The organism is Vibrio sp. N418 (genome assembly GCF_000222565.1).
GTDB classification, from domain to species: Bacteria; Pseudomonadota; Gammaproteobacteria; order Enterobacterales; family Vibrionaceae; genus Vibrio; species Vibrio scophthalmi.
This window is the reverse complement of record NZ_AFWD01000069.1, coordinates 223,485-240,608: the sequence shown is the minus strand read 5'-3', so window position 1 is coordinate 240,608 and position 17,124 is coordinate 223,485. Positions and strand designations below refer to the sequence as shown.

The 17,124-nt window shown below is 44.1% G+C and carries 12 protein-coding genes; 9 read left to right on the top strand and 3 right to left on the bottom strand.

Features of this window, described 5'->3' with window-relative positions:
• Window positions 1-2 precede the first annotated feature (2 nt).
• From RH86_RS15650 to RH86_RS15640, 3 genes are all read right to left on the bottom strand, one after another.
• Window positions 3-1,742, bottom strand: a complete 1,740-nt coding sequence (locus RH86_RS15650; RefSeq protein ID WP_009387161.1) for an EAL domain-containing protein — start codon at window positions 1,740-1,742, stop codon at window positions 3-5.
• Window positions 1,743-1,744: 2 nt separating this feature from the next.
• The gene (locus RH86_RS15645) at window positions 1,745-5,194 is read right to left on the bottom strand and encodes an ATP-binding protein (protein ID WP_038219774.1); all 3,450 of its coding nucleotides are present in this window, start codon (window positions 5,192-5,194) and stop codon (window positions 1,745-1,747) included.
• A gap of 286 nt (window positions 5,195-5,480) precedes the next feature.
• Window positions 5,481-6,371: a LysR family transcriptional regulator gene (locus tag RH86_RS15640; protein WP_009387055.1), complete on the bottom strand. Its 891-nt coding sequence runs from the start codon at window positions 6,369-6,371 to the stop codon at window positions 5,481-5,483.
• Between the two features lie 257 nt (window positions 6,372-6,628).
• On the opposite strand from RH86_RS15640, the gene RH86_RS15635 reads away from it, so the two are divergent.
• The 9 genes from RH86_RS15635 to RH86_RS15595 all read left to right on the top strand — a co-directional run bounded on the left by RH86_RS15635 (window position 6,629) and on the right by RH86_RS15595 (window position 16,987).
• Window positions 6,629-7,348 (top strand): SDR family oxidoreductase, encoded by a 720-nt coding sequence (locus RH86_RS15635; protein WP_005596055.1) that lies wholly within the window; start codon window positions 6,629-6,631, stop codon window positions 7,346-7,348.
• A gap of 549 nt (window positions 7,349-7,897) precedes the next feature.
• On the top strand, window positions 7,898-9,526 hold the full coding sequence (locus tag RH86_RS15630; protein WP_009387054.1) for an ABC transporter substrate-binding protein: 1,629 nt from the start codon (window positions 7,898-7,900) through the stop codon (window positions 9,524-9,526).
• A gap of 165 nt (window positions 9,527-9,691) precedes the next feature.
• Window positions 9,692-10,612: an oligopeptide ABC transporter permease OppB gene (oppB, locus tag RH86_RS15625; protein ID WP_005596057.1), complete on the top strand. Its 921-nt coding sequence runs from the start codon at window positions 9,692-9,694 to the stop codon at window positions 10,610-10,612.
• Window positions 10,613-10,627: 15 nt separating this feature from the next.
• On the top strand, window positions 10,628-11,530 hold the full coding sequence (gene oppC, locus RH86_RS15620; RefSeq protein WP_009387052.1) for an oligopeptide ABC transporter permease OppC: 903 nt from the start codon (window positions 10,628-10,630) through the stop codon (window positions 11,528-11,530).
• Between the two features lie 29 nt (window positions 11,531-11,559).
• The gene (locus RH86_RS15615) at window positions 11,560-12,531 is read left to right on the top strand and encodes an ABC transporter ATP-binding protein (protein ID WP_005596059.1); all 972 of its coding nucleotides are present in this window, start codon (window positions 11,560-11,562) and stop codon (window positions 12,529-12,531) included.
• A complete protein-coding gene (oppF, locus tag RH86_RS15610) occupies window positions 12,528-13,520 on the top strand; it encodes a murein tripeptide/oligopeptide ABC transporter ATP binding protein OppF (protein WP_005596060.1) in 993 nt (330 codons plus the stop codon). Before RH86_RS15615 ends, oppF begins: the two co-directional genes overlap by 4 nt.
• 259 nt (window positions 13,521-13,779) lie before the next feature.
• Window positions 13,780-14,808: a PotD/PotF family extracellular solute-binding protein gene (locus tag RH86_RS15605; protein WP_009387051.1), complete on the top strand. Its 1,029-nt coding sequence runs from the start codon at window positions 13,780-13,782 to the stop codon at window positions 14,806-14,808.
• Entirely contained in the window at window positions 14,808-15,851 is a 1,044-nt protein-coding gene (locus RH86_RS15600) for a histone deacetylase family protein (RefSeq protein WP_009387050.1), read from the top strand. The genes RH86_RS15605 and RH86_RS15600 overlap by 1 nt, the downstream gene beginning before the upstream one ends.
• A 191-nt stretch (window positions 15,852-16,042) precedes the next feature.
• A complete protein-coding gene (locus tag RH86_RS15595; RefSeq protein WP_009387049.1) occupies window positions 16,043-16,987 on the top strand; it encodes a glutathione S-transferase family protein in 945 nt (314 codons plus the stop codon).
• The last annotated feature ends 137 nt before the right edge of the window (window positions 16,988-17,124 follow it).

Genomic DNA, 17,124 nt, shown 5'->3' with positions numbered 1-17,124 from the left:
TCTTATCTAAACTGTGCTAACTCGACAATAGATTGAATTTCCAGCTTTTTGAAAATTCTATTTTTATAAGTACTCACCGTCTTCTCGCTGATGTCGAGCGTGGTGGCGACTTTTTTGTTGTTAAAGCCTTTTAGCAATAAATTGGCGACGTTGATTTCTTGTGTCGACAGTAATTGATAGATTTTCTGAATACTGCTTTTATCACGGTCACTTAATATTGATGCGATTGTCTGAATGTAGCGCGGATTTTTATTAGCTTTAAAGCAATGGTAATTGTGATTAGTGATCGTGATTTCAACGGGGTTGTTGCCTTCCAACAAGCACACCGAGCCAATGAAATTGGTGGAGTTCAAGTTGGCGAGTAATTCGTTAACATCACAATCAAGAAAATCGATATCAATCACTAATAAACTGACTTTTTGTATCTCGTCATTTTCAAGTAATTGACTGATACCTTTGTAAGTAAAGATTCGGCCGAAGATCGCATCTTTACCCATTGCTTTGGTAATGGCGTGAGAGGATGAGGTGTTTGGGCTAAGAATCACGGCATCATGCAATGGTTGCAGCTCTGCCGATTCATGTTCAACATCCTGATAATGCGAGACAAATTCCCACAAGGCTGCAATAGGGAGAGGTTTACAGGCATAGAAGCCCTGATAGCTGTCGACCCCTAAACTGTTGAGATATTGCAGAGTCGCTTCGTCTTCAATACCTTCGACAACGCAGTGCAAGCCAAGTGAATTGGCTAATTGCACACACATACTGGTCAATTGCTGGTTACGATAGTTACTCGTCACATCCTTAATAAAGCTACGATCAATTTTGAGCTCGGTGAAAGGCAATAACGCCAACTGACTAAGCGAGGCGTGGCCAGTACCAAAATCATCGATCGATAAGCAAATACCATGCATGCGCAAACGAGCCAAGTTGGCCAGTGAATTGCGTGAGTAATCATACACTTCGTATTCGGTTAGTTCGAGTACGAGGCGTTTTGGTGAGAACTGGTGTTGTTCACATAACGCCAGTAAGCGGTCGCACATGTCATCTTCAAAATTAGATTGGCTAACATTGATTGATAGGCTGATGTCTTGCTGAAGCAGTGCCACAGCAGCGATCGCTTTTTCTGCTACGTGCCAAAACAATTGATCACTTAAGCCCATTTGATGAATGGTCGTTAGGAAACTGGCAGGGGTAAGTACCCCAAAACGCGGGTGTAAGCAGCGGATCAGTGATTCTACACCGATGATACGTTTGCTATGAACACTGAATTGCGGTTGATAGTAGTTAACGAACCAATTTTGTTCGAAAGCATCAATGACTTCTTGTTCACTCAAGCAAATATGATTGGCATCTTCAGTCGATTGCAGCTTACGGCTTTCGAAGCGTTCGAACATGGTTTGCAAAGCTGAGACGGAATGAGGCTTATTGATGGTATCGACAAACTTAAAACCAGCGGCAATACACATGTTGCTGGTCAACTCAATCACATCCTCACGCATGGCACTGTGGATAGCAATGCCAATATTGAGAGAGTGGTTAGACAGGGTTGCAAGAAATTGAATACCATCCATGTCTGGCAAGTTTATATCACAAATAATGAATTCGATGTTCTGTTGCTGACAGATCTCAAGCGCCGATTGAGCATCACGAGTGAGTACAATATGATGATATCCCAGCGCCATGAGCGACAGCTTAAGCTTGGTTGCTTGAATAATGTCGTCTTCAATTATAAGTATTTGCATGGTTATTGCCTTGTTTCTAGCCATAATTTTACTTTGCTATTTATAGCTTGTAATTCTTCGATAATGCTTTGTTTTAAGTTGGCTTTATCTTCTACAATATCCGTTGCTTCGTACTGTTTTGTTGCTTCAGTAAGCGTATTCATCTCAAGTAAAGCGGATGACCCCTTTATTCGATGAATGATCGCTTTATCATCCATGCTTCCTTTTTCTAGTGCTTTGATCTCTTTTTGGAAGGTTTCAAAAACCACCAAAGCCATTTCCATTTGTTCTTTTTCGCCGCCAGAGTTCAACCAATTCATATTTTCATTTGAGTCTGCTTTAGGCGGTTTAGCCACTATATATTGAGTCAATACTTGGCTAAGTTCACTGAGCGTGTAAGGCTTATATAGTACATCATTCATACCGCAAGCCTGTGCTTTTTCTGCAATAATTCGTGAGTCTTCCGCAGTACATCCAATAATGGGCAGTGAGCCAAACTTATCAGGCTGCGCTTTAATCGATTTGGCCAGCTCGAAGCCACTCATCAATGGCATATGACAATCGGTTAGCACTAGTGAAACGTGCTCAGTAAACTGCTCCAAGTAGTCCAGAGCTTCTTGGCCATTGCTGACGATGTGGAACTCAACCCCAAGCCGCGCCAATTGTTTGTGCAGTAGCATCTGGTTGATCAGATCGTCATCAGCGACGAGGATTAAGCCTTGAGCATCTTCGATCGCTTTGGTTGCGACAATATCATCTTGACGTGTCATTGCTGTCCAGCGTTCAAAGAGCCTATCAGGATAAATATTACCCAAACATTTGTGCTCATTAGTCGTGTTCACACGTTTGCCTAGCCAGGCTGATAGCCATTGTGCTTCTCTCTCTGTATCAGCTAGCAAGTTTTCACCCAATTGGATCGTGCTTGGTTTACTGATGATTGGGATCACACACATCACGGTAGTGCCAATGCCAAAATCACTGTAAATATTTATCTCGCCACCCATGAGAGCAATCAGATTCTTGGTAATACTCATACCAAGTCCTGTACCACCATAACGACGTGAAATATCTTTATCTGCTTGGACAAAAGGCTCAAATACCGTTTCAAGCTGTGCGCTGGTCATGCCGCAACCGGTATCGGCGATACTGATCGTCATCAGTTCTTCAGTGTTACTGATGCAGACAGTAATCGAACCAAACTTGGTAAACTTGAGAGCATTTGACAACAAGTTAGCCAGCACTTGATTGACGCGCATCGCATCCATTTCAACTTGATGGATGGCCGATGGGTGCCAATCTAAAACAAAATTTAAGCCTTTCACTTTTGCGACGGTCTCAAAACTGCGTAGAGAGGGGCACAGCTCTTGGTAAACGTTATGGCTACGAACATCGATTTGCAGTTGTCGAGCTTCGATTTTTGAAAAATCAAGGATCTCGTTGACCTGACTTTTTAAACGTTGTGCAGAATGAACGGCGTTTTTGAGCAGCTCCGCATCTTGTGGTTTCTTTAAGTTAAATTGCAGTAGTTCCATCAATCCGAGCATGGCAGCAATCGGTGTGCGTAATTCATGGCTGACCACCGCCAGAAAGTGATTGCGTGCTTCAATGGCTTGCATTGCTTGCTGATTTGAGAGTTGTAAATCAGCTTCAAACTGTTTCTCGACGGTAATGTCATCGACCACCGTCATTCGGTGATTTGAGCCCAACTCAGGGTGAATAATCGCTTGATGACGAATATGAAAATAACGACCACTTAACGAACAGTCGCTCACGTCGTAATACAAAACTTCATTACTTTCGGTACTCAACACATCATGAGTAAAACCGCAGGGTGTTACGGGGCTATTGGCAGAGTCCATCTGACAATCTTTTACTTTGTCGCTGTAAACGGAGTTAGTAAAAACAATCTCTTCATTCTCATCGGTAATGAAAATGATGCTGGGCATATTATCGAGCAGCGTCGAAAGCCAACTGATTTCACTTTGCGATAGTTGATTGATTTTTTGCGTACGTTTTAGTCGACCAGACAATACCCCAAGGACAGCAATACCAATGAGGATAAAGATAGTTACCAGTACTAACGCCAAAATAACGTAGTAATCGACCATATTTTTGCTGTATCCATAGTTTACAAATAGCTTACTATGGCCCTGCTTGAGCGTTTCAATTTCACTATGGTCAGTAATAGCCAACATGCGAGAGAGCATATTAAGCAGTAGTGCCGAGTCTTTTCTAACAGACATCACCAGTGGAATGTCAAAATCCATGTAGTCAGGTTTAGGCAACGACTCAAACTGATAGTTCGCGCTATTACTATTGCTGTACAAATAGTCTTCTATGATCTCTCGATCTAATAAAAGGTGTGTGATTTTACCGGCGTTAAAATCAACCAACATATCCGCTGCACTCGAATACACGATAACGGGTTCATGTCGCTCAATTTCGGCGATTTGCGGTTGAAGTGTACTGGTACGGTCTAATACGGCTAAAATTCTCTTCGTATCGACGTTCTTAGCTTTTATTAAGCCATATTCAACGGTTGTGTATCTCTCAGTAATCAGTTGTGTTTTTGGATTGATGCTAAAGACATTTTTTCCCGGTAATACATCAACTAAGCCTTGCTCTAGCATCTCTTCTATATTTCGGCCATTGGCTGGTACATATTCAAACTCAAAGAGTGTCTTTCTTTCCAGAAGGTCTAATAGATCATGCACATAACCGCGAACGTCACCGCTTTTTTCATCTAAATATGAAAGAGGGTAACTGTGTTCTTGAATTGTGTAGCGGATCGTTGGATTTTTTTGTTGGTTTTGTAATAGCTGCCAATGCGCCATCTCGTTAAGTACGTAGAGGTTCGACAATTTGATGTTAGTGAGTGCTAACTGATGATCTTCAATCGCATTATCAAGTGTCTTTTTGATGTTTGGTCGATCTTTAGCCATCATCAGACCAATATCAGCACTGCCCATATTGTGTTCTAGGAAAATGCGTCCGTGAGAATGGCGTGGATCAAGAATGTACTGATTCACTTCGATCAGTGTTGTTACAGTGGCATCGGCGATATTGTGGCGTAGCATTTGAGCCACGACATTCAATTTGTTCGAAGTAACGAATTTGGTCACGCCAAACTTTTCCAGTGCTTCGCAATCTTCACCACCACGCACACAAACCCAAGTCCAAGACGCGGGGTCTTGATCTTGCAGTTTATCATCGGCTAACCAGATAATTTTCTTTAGGGAGATCAGAGGCTCGGAGAATTGGAAGCGTTTTCGACGTAATTCGCTACTTGCAAACCCAATGGTGGCATCAACTCTGTGATTTTCCAATGCACTAAACAACTGCTCAAAATCATCGTAGCCGCGATAGACTAACTTGAGATTCAATACTTCGGTGAGAGTAATGAGAAAATCATGGTAAAGCCCGGATGGATTATCGATTCCTCCCCAGTAAGGCGCCCATTTTTCTTTAGGCATGCCAACCACCAAACGGTCATGATTAAATTCGTCTGCATAACTTGGTGTCGTAAATAGGATGGCATTTAAAAAGGTGAAAAAGATTAAGGCAAATCGAAACACGTTTGGGGGGGTACTCAGGATAAATTCGGGCGGCGATTTTATCAGCTAATACACGAAGGGCAAAGTAAAAATAAAGCTTAAATTTAACCTTTAAAAACAGTAGGTTACCACATGTAGGAATTATCCTACACGGGATGAATTTGCTGTTTTGTTGCGCAACGGATGGATTTGTATCAAGTTAAAACTACTGAAATCGGTGGCGCATAAAATCGAGGAATGATCGCAAACGTTTGGGTTGGTAGCGGTCTTTATGGAAAATAGCTGAAAAAGGCACTGAGGCGATTTTCCACTCAGGCATGAGTTCAATTAACTCGCCACTTTTGATTTCTTTCTCACAGTACACCTTAGGGACTCGAATAATACCGTTACCCATTTTGGCCGCCTTAATTAAGGCGCGCCCATTCTTACAGGTTAACTTTCCTTTAACGTGAATCTCAACCGATTTATTGGGGAACTCAGGGTCAACAAAACTCCACTTGGTGACAGAGCCGGTGAGCGTTCTGTGTTGTTGGAGCTGTTTAGGATGGGTGAGCTCACCGTAATTGGTGACGTATTCAGGGCTTGCGAGTGTCACCATGTCGATATCCATTAAATGCTTGGCGACGAAACCTGCATCTTCCAAATTACCCATGCGAAAAGCGATATCAAATTGATCATCAATGAGATCAATCCGATGGCTGGAAAAATCTAAATCTATCGTTACCTGAGGATGGAGCGAGAGAAAATCAGCAATGGCTGCCGCGATCACTTCTTCTCCTAAATAGCCTCCAACACAGTTAACGCGCAACAAACCTTGTACTTGTTCAGTGTCGTCAATCGCGGCAATTAAGGCTTGATCAATTTGATGTAGAGCCGTTTCACATTGACGATAAAAACGTTCACCGGCTTGTGTTAAACGTAAAGTCCGCGTGGTACGTGTGAGAAGTGTTACTCCCATCTGTTTTTCTAGCGCGGTAATTTGCCGTGAAACATGTGAGCGCGATACCGCCAAGGCATCGGCTGCTTTGGTGAAATTGCCAAGCTGCGCAATAAGTACGAACGAACGGATATCGGCAAGGTTAATTTGATTGAGCATCATATTGGCCTAAATTTAGTGGTAACGGACGCTTTTAATGGCAAAGCAATAGCTGCCTATCACTGGGCACATAGCAGTGGTAGGCAGTTCAGCAAGTCTTTCGTTTAATAGCGTTATTCTCTTATTGTTGCACAGTAGCAACAGTGAGTGAACTTAAATGCTATATATCAACGATAAAGGCTTTCGTAATATAGCGCCATCAGCAGGGGATAAGCCCTGACTTCTTATTAAAATGGTTTAACTCTTTGGAGAACAACATGAAAAAGCTCGTTGTTATTACAGGTGCAAGTTCTGGTATTGGTGAAGCAATCGCTCGTCGCATGAGCGATGCAGGCCATCCACTGTTGTTGATTGCGCGTCGTTTGGAACGCTTGGAGTCTCTTAACCTTCCGAATACTCTATGTGAAAAAGTCGATGTACTCGATAAAGCAGCATTTGAAGCAGCGATCACTAAAGCGGAAGCTCAATTTGGTCCTGCAGATTGTATTGTTAATAATGCCGGTGTGATGCTGTTGAGCGAATTAGATGTGCAAGATCCTAATGAATGGAAACGCATGTTTGATGTGAACGTGATCGGCTTGATGAATGGTATGCAAGCGGTATTAGCACCAATGAAAGCACGTCGTAGCGGCACGATTATTAATATTAGCTCTGTGGCTGGTCGCAAAACCTTCCCTAATCATGCTGCTTACTGTGGAACCAAGTTTGCAGTGCATGCTATCTCTGAAAATGTGCGTGAAGAAGTGGCTAATTTCGATGTACGTGTTACCACTATTGCTCCAGGAGCGGTTGAGACAGAGCTACTGTCACACACGAGTAATCAACAGATCAAAGACGGTTATGGTGACTGGAAAGAAGAGATGGGTGGTGTACTCGCGGCTGACGATATTGCTCGTGCGGTTGAGTATGCTTATGCGCAGCCGCAAGGCGTGTGTGTACGTGAAGTGGTTATCGCGCCAACACGTCAACAGCCTTAATCGATCGCTCTAGTTAATGAGAGATTTAAAATTGTGCCCCTCAATATGAGGGGCTTTTTTGTTTATGACTAATTAGTGACTAAATCTAAATAATTATACGTTTCTAGGATTAATATACTTTGGTTTTCTTTTCGTTTTTATCAGCCAGCTCTAGATGACTTTAAATAAATGACAGTGATTGATGAATGCCTTGTAAGCCTGATGTTAATACCTATTGAGGTTTGGTTGTGGTTTGTACGAAAAATCTCAACATAACAGGTGCTTTTAGAGCCTCAAGCTGCAACTTTGATGTAAGTTGGCGTTATATGCCGTATTTTTGTTTTAATGTGGTTGTTTATTGTGGTTATTAACGAATTGTGAGGAATTATTCAATTTTTTAATACATTTTTATGGAAAATTACTTTGGGGATTGCTAATATGTGCCACAACCTTTGTAAGGTTTTAGTTATTTATGCTTATTTATCGAGCGATTTAAAACTAAACCACTATCGTTCAAGTGGACTTGCAAAGGAGTCATGGATGCAATAAAAAAACTTGGAGTTTTTACACATGTATAAGAATAAAATTACCCAAGCCCTTCTTCTAGGCGCTGGTCTGGCCGTAGCGGCCACTTCTACTGTTTCAATCGCTGCAGACGTTCCTGCGGGCACTAAACTTGCGCAAGTACAAGAGTTGGTTCGTGGTAACGGAACTGAAGTTGCAACGATCGACCCACATAAATCTCAAGGTGTACCAGAGTCTCACGTTATCGCTGATTTGCTTGAAGGCCTAGTGGGTCAAGATGCAAACGGTAATATTATTCCTGGTGTTGCCGATAGTTGGGAAACGGCAGACAACAAGACCTTTACTTTCCACCTACGCAAAGATGCGAAGTGGTCAAATGGTGATCCAGTAACCGCGCACGATTTTGTCTACAGTTTTCAGCGTTCTGTCGATCCTATGACCGCATCTCCTTACTCTTGGTATATGGAATACACCAAGATGAAAAATGCAAAGGATATTATTGCAGGTAAAGCCGATAAGAGCACCTTGGGAGTGAAAGCGCTCGATGATCAAACCTTGGTGGTTGAATTAGACTCGGCAGTACCATACTTCGTAATGATGATGGGCCACACCACAACCAAACCGGTTCACAAAGCAACCGTTGAAAAGTTTGGTGATCAATGGACGAAGCCAGAAAACTTTGTTGGTAATGGTGCATTTGTCGTTGATAAATGGGTTGTGAATGAGCGTCTAGTTCTTAAGCGTAATGAGCAATACTGGGATAACGATAAGACCGTACTGAACCAAGTTACGTTCTTGCCAATTGAAAACCAAGTAACGGAGATGAACCGTTTCTTGTCAGGCGAAATTGATTTTACTAACGAACTGCCGTTGGAGCATTTCAAACGCCTAAGCAAAGAGCACCCGGAGTCTGTTTCTGTCGTGGGTAACCTTTGTACTTACTACTACCTATTTAACACTAAGAAAGCCCCGTTTGATGACGTTCGCGTTCGTCAGGCAGTTTCTTACACTATCGACCGTAACATCGTTGCGAATGCGATCATGGGACAAGGTCAAAAACCGGCGTATTTCCTAACACCTGAAATCACTGCTGGTTTTGAACCTGAAATGCCAGCATACGGTCAGATGAGTCAACAAGAGCGCAACGCAGAAGCGAAGCGTCTATTGGAAGAAGCGGGTTACGGAAAAGATAACCCTCTGAAATTCACTCTGCTTTACAACACGTCAGAGAACCACAAAAAAGTGGCGATCGCATTAGGTTCTATGTGGAAAAAATCACTGGGCCTTAATGTTACGCTTGAAAACCAAGAGTGGAAAACTTACCTATCAACTAAAGATTCAGGCAACTTCGAAATTGCTCGTGCTGGCTGGTGTGGTGACTACAACGAAGCGTCTTCGTTCCTAACTCTTATGAAGAGTGGTAACACGACCGGTGGTATTCACTACGATAGCAAAGCGTACGATGATTTGATGGAACGCGCGATCACCTCAACATCTGAAGAAGAGCGTAAAGCCCTTTATAGTGAAGCTGAGAAGTTGATGGCGAAAGACATGCCTATCGCTCCTATCTACCAGTACGTGAAATCACGTCTACTTTCTCCTAAGGTTGGTGGTTTCCCAGCAAACAACCCAGAAGAGAAAATCTACTCGAAAGATCTGTACATCATCGAGTAATTCTTCACCCGATAGAACTATAAAAATAGAGCCACTGCATAACGCGTTAAGCGCATGCAGTGGCCAATTGTACCTTGGTTTATCGAGAGGCTAAGCAGGATAGCTGCGCCTGTCGCCAGGTACACATTCATACATTTTACTGTCACAGACTGAAAGAGTGAGTTTATGCTTAAATTCATCGCAAAAAGGATATTTGAAGCGATCCCAACTATGTTGGTGTTGATCACAGTATCTTTCTTTCTCATGCGTTTCGCACCGGGTAACCCATTTTCAAGCGAACGTCCTTTACCACCAGAAGTCATGGCTAACATTGAAGCGAAATACGGCCTAGATAAGCCGGTCGCTGAGCAATATTTCACCTACCTAACCAACGTTATCCAAGGTGATTTTGGCCCATCTTTTAAATACCTTGATTACTCTGTTAACGAGTTGATGGCGGATGCACTGCCTGTCTCGGCGAAAGTGGGGGTGATTGCCTTTATCTTCACCGTCATTCTTGGTGTCTCGATCGGTACTTTTGCTGCCCTGCGGCAAAATAGCATCGTCGACTACGCCATTATGTCGACGGCAATGCTTGGGGTGGTATTGCCCTCCTTTGTATTAGCGCCAGCACTGATCTATTTATTTTCACTGCATTGGAAAATATTCCCTGCTGGTGGGTGGCAAGATGGTGGTTTCGAATATCTCGTTCTGCCTGTTATCGCCATGTCTTTACTTTACGTTGCAACCTTCGCTCGTATTACGCGTGGTTCAATGATTGAAACCTTAAACAGTAACTTTATTCGTACCGCACGTGCGAAAGGTTTGAGCTACCCGTATATCGTGGTGAAACACGCTCTGAAACCTGCATTGTTACCTGTTGTGTCATACATGGGGCCTGCGTTTGTCGGCATTATTACCGGTTCGGTTGTGGTAGAAACCATTTTTGGTCTGCCAGGTATAGGCAAGCTGTTTGTGAATGCTGCCTTCAACCGTGACTATTCGCTAGTAATGGGTGTCACCATTTTAATTGGTTTCCTCTTTATTCTATTCAACGCCATCGTTGATATTTTACTAGCAATGATCGACCCGAAAATTCGCTACTAGCAGGGATGTATGGTTATGTTGACAAAAAAAGAAAACCTTGAAGCGATCGAAAAGTTCTCAGAGAACTTAGAAATTGAAGGTCGCAGTTTATGGCAAGACGCTCGTATCCGCTTTATGCGTAACAAAGCGGCAATGGTGAGTTTGTTTATTTTAGTATTGATGACATTGGCAGTGATCTTTTTGCCAATGTTCTCACCGTATGCCTTTGATGATACTGATTGGTATGCGATGCACGTTGGACCGAATGCTGAACACTGGTTTGGTACCGACAGTTTAGGCCGTGATTTATACGTACGTACGTTAGTGGGTGGTCGCATCTCCTTGATGGTGGGTGTGATGGGCGCTTTTGTTGCGGTATTGATTGGTACGCTTTACGGCGCCGCTTCTGGTTTTATCGGCGGTAAAGTGGATCGCATCATGATGCGTATTCTCGAGATTCTATACGCCGTACCATTCATGTTCCTTGTGATTGTTTTGGTCACTTTCTTTGGTCGTAATATCGTGCTGATTTTCGTTGCGATCGGTGCGATTGCGTGGCTCGACATGGCGCGTATTGTACGTGGTCAAACACTGAGTTTACGCAGTAAAGAGTTTATCGAAGCGGCGCATGTGTGTGGTGTCAGTAACTGGAAGATCATCACTCGTCATATTGTGCCGAACGTTTTGGGTATTGTAGCGGTTTACTCAACCTTACTTATCCCAAGTATGATTTTGACGGAATCTTTCCTTTCATTCCTTGGTCTTGGTGTTCAAGAGCCGATGACAAGTTGGGGCGCGCTGCTACAAGAAGGCTCGCAAACGATGGAAATTGCAATCTGGCAGCTGGCGTTCCCAGCCTCGTTCATGGTTGTGACTCTATTCTGCTTCAACTACGTTGGTGATGGCCTGCGCGATGCGCTGGATCCTAAAGACAGATAATCAATAATAACGATGATAAGGAAGCGAAGATGAGCTTATTAGATGTCAAAGATCTGCGCGTCGAGTTTACCACTCAAGATGGTATTGTAACCGCAGTTAACGATTTGAATTTTTCACTCAATCAAGGTGAGACCCTTGGTATTGTGGGTGAGTCCGGCTCTGGTAAATCACAAACGGTGTTTGCCATTATGGGGCTGCTAGCGAAAAACGGCATTATTTCCGGTAGTGCTAAGTTTGAAGGTCGTGAAATTCTTAATTTGCCAGAAAAAGAGCTAAACAAAGTTCGTGCTGAGCAAATTGCCATGATTTTCCAAGACCCAATGACCTCACTTAACCCATACATGAAAGTCAGTGACCAGCTGATGGAAGTGCTGATGCTGCATAAAGGTATGGGGAAAGCAGAAGCGTTTGAAGAATCAGTACGCATGCTGGAAGCGGTAAAAATCCCTGAAGCGCGTAAACGTATCACCATGTACCCGCACGAGTTTTCAGGCGGTATGCGCCAACGTGTGATGATAGCAATGGCACTGCTGTGTCGCCCTAAATTGCTGATTGCCGATGAACCAACCACCGCACTGGATGTAACGGTTCAAGCGCAAATCATGGATTTGCTTAATGAGCTGAAACAAGAGTTCAACACGGCGATTATCATGATCACGCACGACTTGGGTGTGGTTGCCGGTTCATGTGACAAAGTACTGGTAATGTATGCTGGCCGTACCATGGAATATGGCTCGGTGGACGATATTTTCTACAACCCAAGCCACCCGTATGCGGAAGGTCTGTTAAGAGCGATCCCGCGTTTAGATACAGAAGGTGAAATACTTCCAACCATCCCGGGTAACCCGCCAAACTTGCTACGTTTGCCAACTGGCTGCCCGTATCAAGAGCGTTGCCACCGTGTTACCGAGCGTTGCTCTAAAGAAGCGCCTATCTTGTTGCCATTTGGCGATGATCGTCAGCGCGCGTGTTTTTCTGATTGGGAGGCTTGGAACCGATGAGCACAGATAAAAAATTACTACTGGACGTTAGAGATCTTAAAGTTCACTTCAGCATTGCCTCTAAATCGGCATGGCCATGGGCTAAACCTGCCAGCTTGAAAGCGGTGGATGGCGTCAATGTTCGCTTGTATGAGGGGGAAACCTTAGGCGTTGTGGGTGAGTCCGGCTGTGGTAAATCCACCTTTGCTCGCGCCATTATCGGCTTGGTTGAAGCGACGGAAGGCGAAGTGGTGTGGCTAGGTCAAGATTTGACTAAAATGCGCAGTGTGCAACGCCGTGAAACGCGCAAAGAAATCCAGATGATCTTCCAAGATCCGCTGGCGTCACTCAACCCGCGCATGACCGTTGGCGACATCATTGCAGAGCCACTAGAAACCTTCTACCCAGAGCTTTCAAAGCAACAAGTCAAAGATAGCGTAAAAGAGATGATGACTAAGGTTGGCCTGCTACCGAACGTGATTAACCGCTATCCGCATGAATTTTCTGGTGGTCAATGTCAGCGTATTGGTATTGCTCGAGCACTGATCTTAAAACCAAAAATGATCATTTGTGATGAACCGGTATCTGCACTGGACGTTTCAATTCAAGCTCAGGTCGTTAACCTACTGAAAGAGTTGCAAAAAGAGCTTGGTTTGTCGCTGGTCTTTATTGCTCATGACTTATCCGTAGTGAAGCACATCTCTGATCGCGTATTGGTGATGTATTTAGGTAACGAAGTGGAGTTGGGTGAATCGGACGCGCTATTTGCTGATCCTAAGCATCCTTACACGCGCGCTTTAATGTCGGCCGTACCAATTCCAGACCCTAAATTGGAACGCGAGAAAACAATACAAATGTTGGAAGGCGATTTGCCATCGCCAATCAATCCTCCATCTGGTTGTGTGTTCCGTACCCGTTGTCCACAAGCTACCGAGATTTGTGCGCAGAAAAAGCCACAATTACAAGGTTCAGATGTTCACGCTGTGGCTTGTTTGAACGTCAGCGTCTAGGTGGTTTGCATTAAATCATTGTGATGATTTCGCCTGTGACAGGCATAGGCGCGGCTTCTTTGTAGGTCGCGCTTTTTTTATCTGATGAGAATGCAAACGTTAAATTGGCACTAAAAGCCACTATTAAATTGTGGTTTTATTATAATTGTGAACTATATCAATAAACTGCATGGCGTGCGCTTGATCTCACTCTTAGACTGCTATTTAATCCGCGGCGCGCAATATCGCGTTATGACACATTGATAGCATGTTAACGTAAATGAAAAATACTCTTGTTGCTTCGGCCCTAGTCGGCCTTCTTTCTTCTTCTCCTGTTTGGTCCGCTACCACTCTTAATATCTACAACTGGTCTGAGTATCTTCCTCAATCGATCATTGAAGATTTCACAAAAGAAACCGGTATTAAAGTTAATTACGCGACGTTTGAAAGTAATGAAACCATGTACGCTAAGCTTAAGCTTATCGATGGTGAAGGTTACGACATCGTAGTGCCATCGACCTACTATGTATCCAAACTGGCGAACGATGGACTATTGCATCGTATTGATAAATCGAAAATCGACACTTTCGCACAGCTAGATTCAAGCATCATGAATCAAAGCTTTGATCCACAGAACAACTACTCTTTGCCTTACATGTGGGGCAGTACTGCCATCGGTTATAATTCTGAAGTGATCGACGGTAGTCAACTGACTGGCTGGGCTGATTTGTGGAACAGTGAGTACGCAGGCCAACTGCTGCTTACGGATGATGTGCGTGATGTAATGGGCATGGCATTGATCTTAGGCGGTCATAGCGTGAACTCCCAAGATGCCGATGAATTGCAACAAGCGTATGAGCGCTTAACCAGCTTAAAACCTAACGTTATGGTGTTTAACTCTGATGCACCACACGTGCCACTGATCACCGGTGAAGTGAATGTTGGTATGCAGTGGAACGGTACGGCTTACCGCGCCCAGCAAGAAAATCCTGCGATTCGCTTTGTTTACCCACGCGAAGGGGCGATTTTCTGGATGGACAACATCGTGATTCCAGAAAAAGCACAGAATAAAGAAGCGGCTTACGCTTTCATTAACTTCTTACTTGAGCCAGAAAATCAGGCGACGGTGGTAAAAGAGATCGGTTATGCTGTGCCAAATTTACAGGCGCTGGCACATTTGCCGACAGAAATTCGCGATAGCGAAATCATTTTCCCGCCAGCAGACGTTAAACAAAAAGGCCAATTTCTTGGTAGTGTCGGTGACGCAGTAGGATCTTATGAGCGTTACTGGATGGAGCTTAAAAAGTAGTGAAAGTTATTTACAGCGAGAAGCAGCGTTTACACCGAGTGAAGTATGAGTTTCTTTCCGGTGAACCAACCGCGTGCTTTGAAAAACCTGAACGTGCTGACATGGTGCTAAACGCGATTGATCAGCATGGTGGTTTTAGTGTGATTGCGCCTAACAGTTATGGCACCGAACCAATGCAGTGGGTTCATACCGCTGATTATGTTGAGTTCCTGCAATCGGCTTGGTCTGAGTGGGAAGCCCGCTTTGGTAGCGAACACGATGCTTCGCCGTATTGTTTTATTAGTCCACGCCATTTGCGCCATCGTATCCCAAAAGATATCGAAGGTAAGTTGGGCTACTACAGTTTCGACATGACGGCTGCGATCACCAAAACCAGTTGGGAAGCGATTCAGTCTGCGACAGATTGTGCTTTAACCGCTGCTGATTTGATCATGCAAGGTGAGCAATCGGTATTCGCACTGTGTCGCCCACCGGGTCACCATGCAGCGCCTGATTTAATGGGCGGTTACTGCTACATCAACAATGCTGCGATTGCTGCTGAGTCACTGCGCCGTCAAGGCAAAGAGAAAGTCGCGATTTTGGACGTTGATTACCATCATGGTAATGGCACACAAAGCATCTTCTACGAACGTGACGATGTGTTGTTTGTGTCGATTCATGGCGATCCAGATTACGATTACCCGCACTATATTGGCTTTGCTGATGAAGTGGGAGAAGGGGCAGGTGAAGGCTTTAACCTCAATCTTCCATTACCACAAGGTAAAACCGACTGGACTTTGTATGGCCCTGCATTACAAACTGCGTTGGAAAAAATCCAACAGTTTGGCGCGGATGCCTTGGTGATCTCTTTGGGTATGGATACCTACGAGCACGATCCAATCAGTTACTTCAAACTAAACCGCGATAACTATGCTGAAATTGGTCGTCAATTAGGCCAGTTGCAATTGCCAACCTTGTTTGTATTTGAAGGTGGTTATGCGGTGGATGACCTTGGCCATAATACTGTCGCAGTATTAGATGGTTATATGAACTCTCCAGCGTAACGTCAGTTCTGAATACGGAAGGTATAATAGTCGCCCACTTTAAGTGGGCGTTTTTTATCTGAGAATCCAGTGACTTATTTACCCTAGCTTCATTTGAAAAAGCTGAACATCTTCGGCAATTTATTCCGCTTATCTATCGTGATTCACTGATTATACTGATTAATAGTGAATACGATTAAGGAGCGAATAAAATGGGACAATTGGTTAACGGCGTTTGGCACGATACCTGGTATGACACCAAAAATAATGGCGGCAAGTTTGTCCGTGAAGACGCGGGGTTTCGTGATTGGGTGCAGGACAACCCAAAAGCCAAGTTTCAACCAGAATCCGGTCGCTACCATCTTTATGTCTCCCTTGCTTGCCCTTGGGCTCACCGCACGCTTATCTTACGAACGCTGAAAGGGCTAGAGCCACACATCGATGCGACGGTTGTCTGCCCTGATATGCTCAGTGAAGGCTGGCAAATGGGCTTACCTGAACCCTTATTTGGTCACACCCGGCTGCATCAAATTTACACCCAAGCGAAGGCCGATTACACGGGCAGAGTGACGGTGCCCGTCTTATGGGATAAGAAAACCCAAACGATTGTGAGTAATGAATCATCAGAGATCATCCGCATGTTTAACCGCGAGTTTGATCGCCTTACTGGTAATGTGGATGATTACTATCCGCAGCATCTACGTAGCGTAATTGATGAGTGGAATGACTATATTTATCCGGCGATTAATAATGGCGTGTATCGGTGTGGCTTTGCGACTACCCAAGAGGCTTATGAAGAAGCGTATCAGCAGTTGTTTGAGGCGCTTGATCGAGTAGATCGTCATCTTGAAACGCATCGTTACCTTGCGGGTAACCAAATAACCGAAGCGGATTGGCGTTTGTTCACCACATTGATTCGTTTCGATGCGGTCTATGTTGGTCATTTCAAATGCAATAAGCAGCGCATCCAAGACTATCCGAATCTAAATGGCTACTTTAAAGAGCTCTATCAGGTAGAGGGGATCGCGCAGACGACAGACTTTTACCACATCAAGCGCCATTATTATTTTAGCCATACCAGTATTAATCCCACTCAAATTGTGCCGCAAGGGCCGCTATTAGATTTGGAATCTCCTCACGGGCGGATGCATCTATAGGCTAATCAATCGTTGTGATCGACGAGTGTCATCTCATGTTGTGGGCGAAGATCAGCAAGCAAGTTCTTACCCTGCTGAGCAAGATCTTGCTTGTTAGGGCAAGATCTTGCTCGGTCAAACTAGTTGTTCAAGTTAAA

Excerpts from the sequence above, each read along its gene's own strand:
- oppB (WP_005596057.1), top strand. The coding sequence starts at position 9,692 with ATGCTTAAATTCATCGCAAAAAGGATATTTGAAGCGATCCCAACTATG.
- RH86_RS15635 (WP_005596055.1), top strand. The coding sequence starts at position 6,629 with ATGAAAAAGCTCGTTGTTATTACAGGTGCAAGTTCTGGTATTGGTGAA.
- RH86_RS15630 (WP_009387054.1), top strand. The coding sequence starts at position 7,898 with ATGTATAAGAATAAAATTACCCAAGCCCTTCTTCTAGGCGCTGGTCTG.
- RH86_RS15595 (WP_009387049.1), top strand. The coding sequence starts at position 16,043 with ATGGGACAATTGGTTAACGGCGTTTGGCACGATACCTGGTATGACACC.
- RH86_RS15605 (WP_009387051.1), top strand. The coding sequence starts at position 13,780 with ATGAAAAATACTCTTGTTGCTTCGGCCCTAGTCGGCCTTCTTTCTTCT.
- RH86_RS15645 (WP_038219774.1), bottom strand. The coding sequence starts at position 5,194 with ATGCCTAAAGAAAAATGGGCGCCTTACTGGGGAGGAATCGATAATCCA.
- oppC (WP_009387052.1), top strand. The coding sequence starts at position 10,628 with ATGTTGACAAAAAAAGAAAACCTTGAAGCGATCGAAAAGTTCTCAGAG.
- RH86_RS15650 (WP_009387161.1), bottom strand. The coding sequence starts at position 1,742 with ATGCAAATACTTATAATTGAAGACGACATTATTCAAGCAACCAAGCTT.
- RH86_RS15615 (WP_005596059.1), top strand. The coding sequence starts at position 11,560 with ATGAGCTTATTAGATGTCAAAGATCTGCGCGTCGAGTTTACCACTCAA.
- oppF (WP_005596060.1), top strand. The coding sequence starts at position 12,528 with ATGAGCACAGATAAAAAATTACTACTGGACGTTAGAGATCTTAAAGTT.
- RH86_RS15640 (WP_009387055.1), bottom strand. The coding sequence starts at position 6,371 with ATGCTCAATCAAATTAACCTTGCCGATATCCGTTCGTTCGTACTTATT.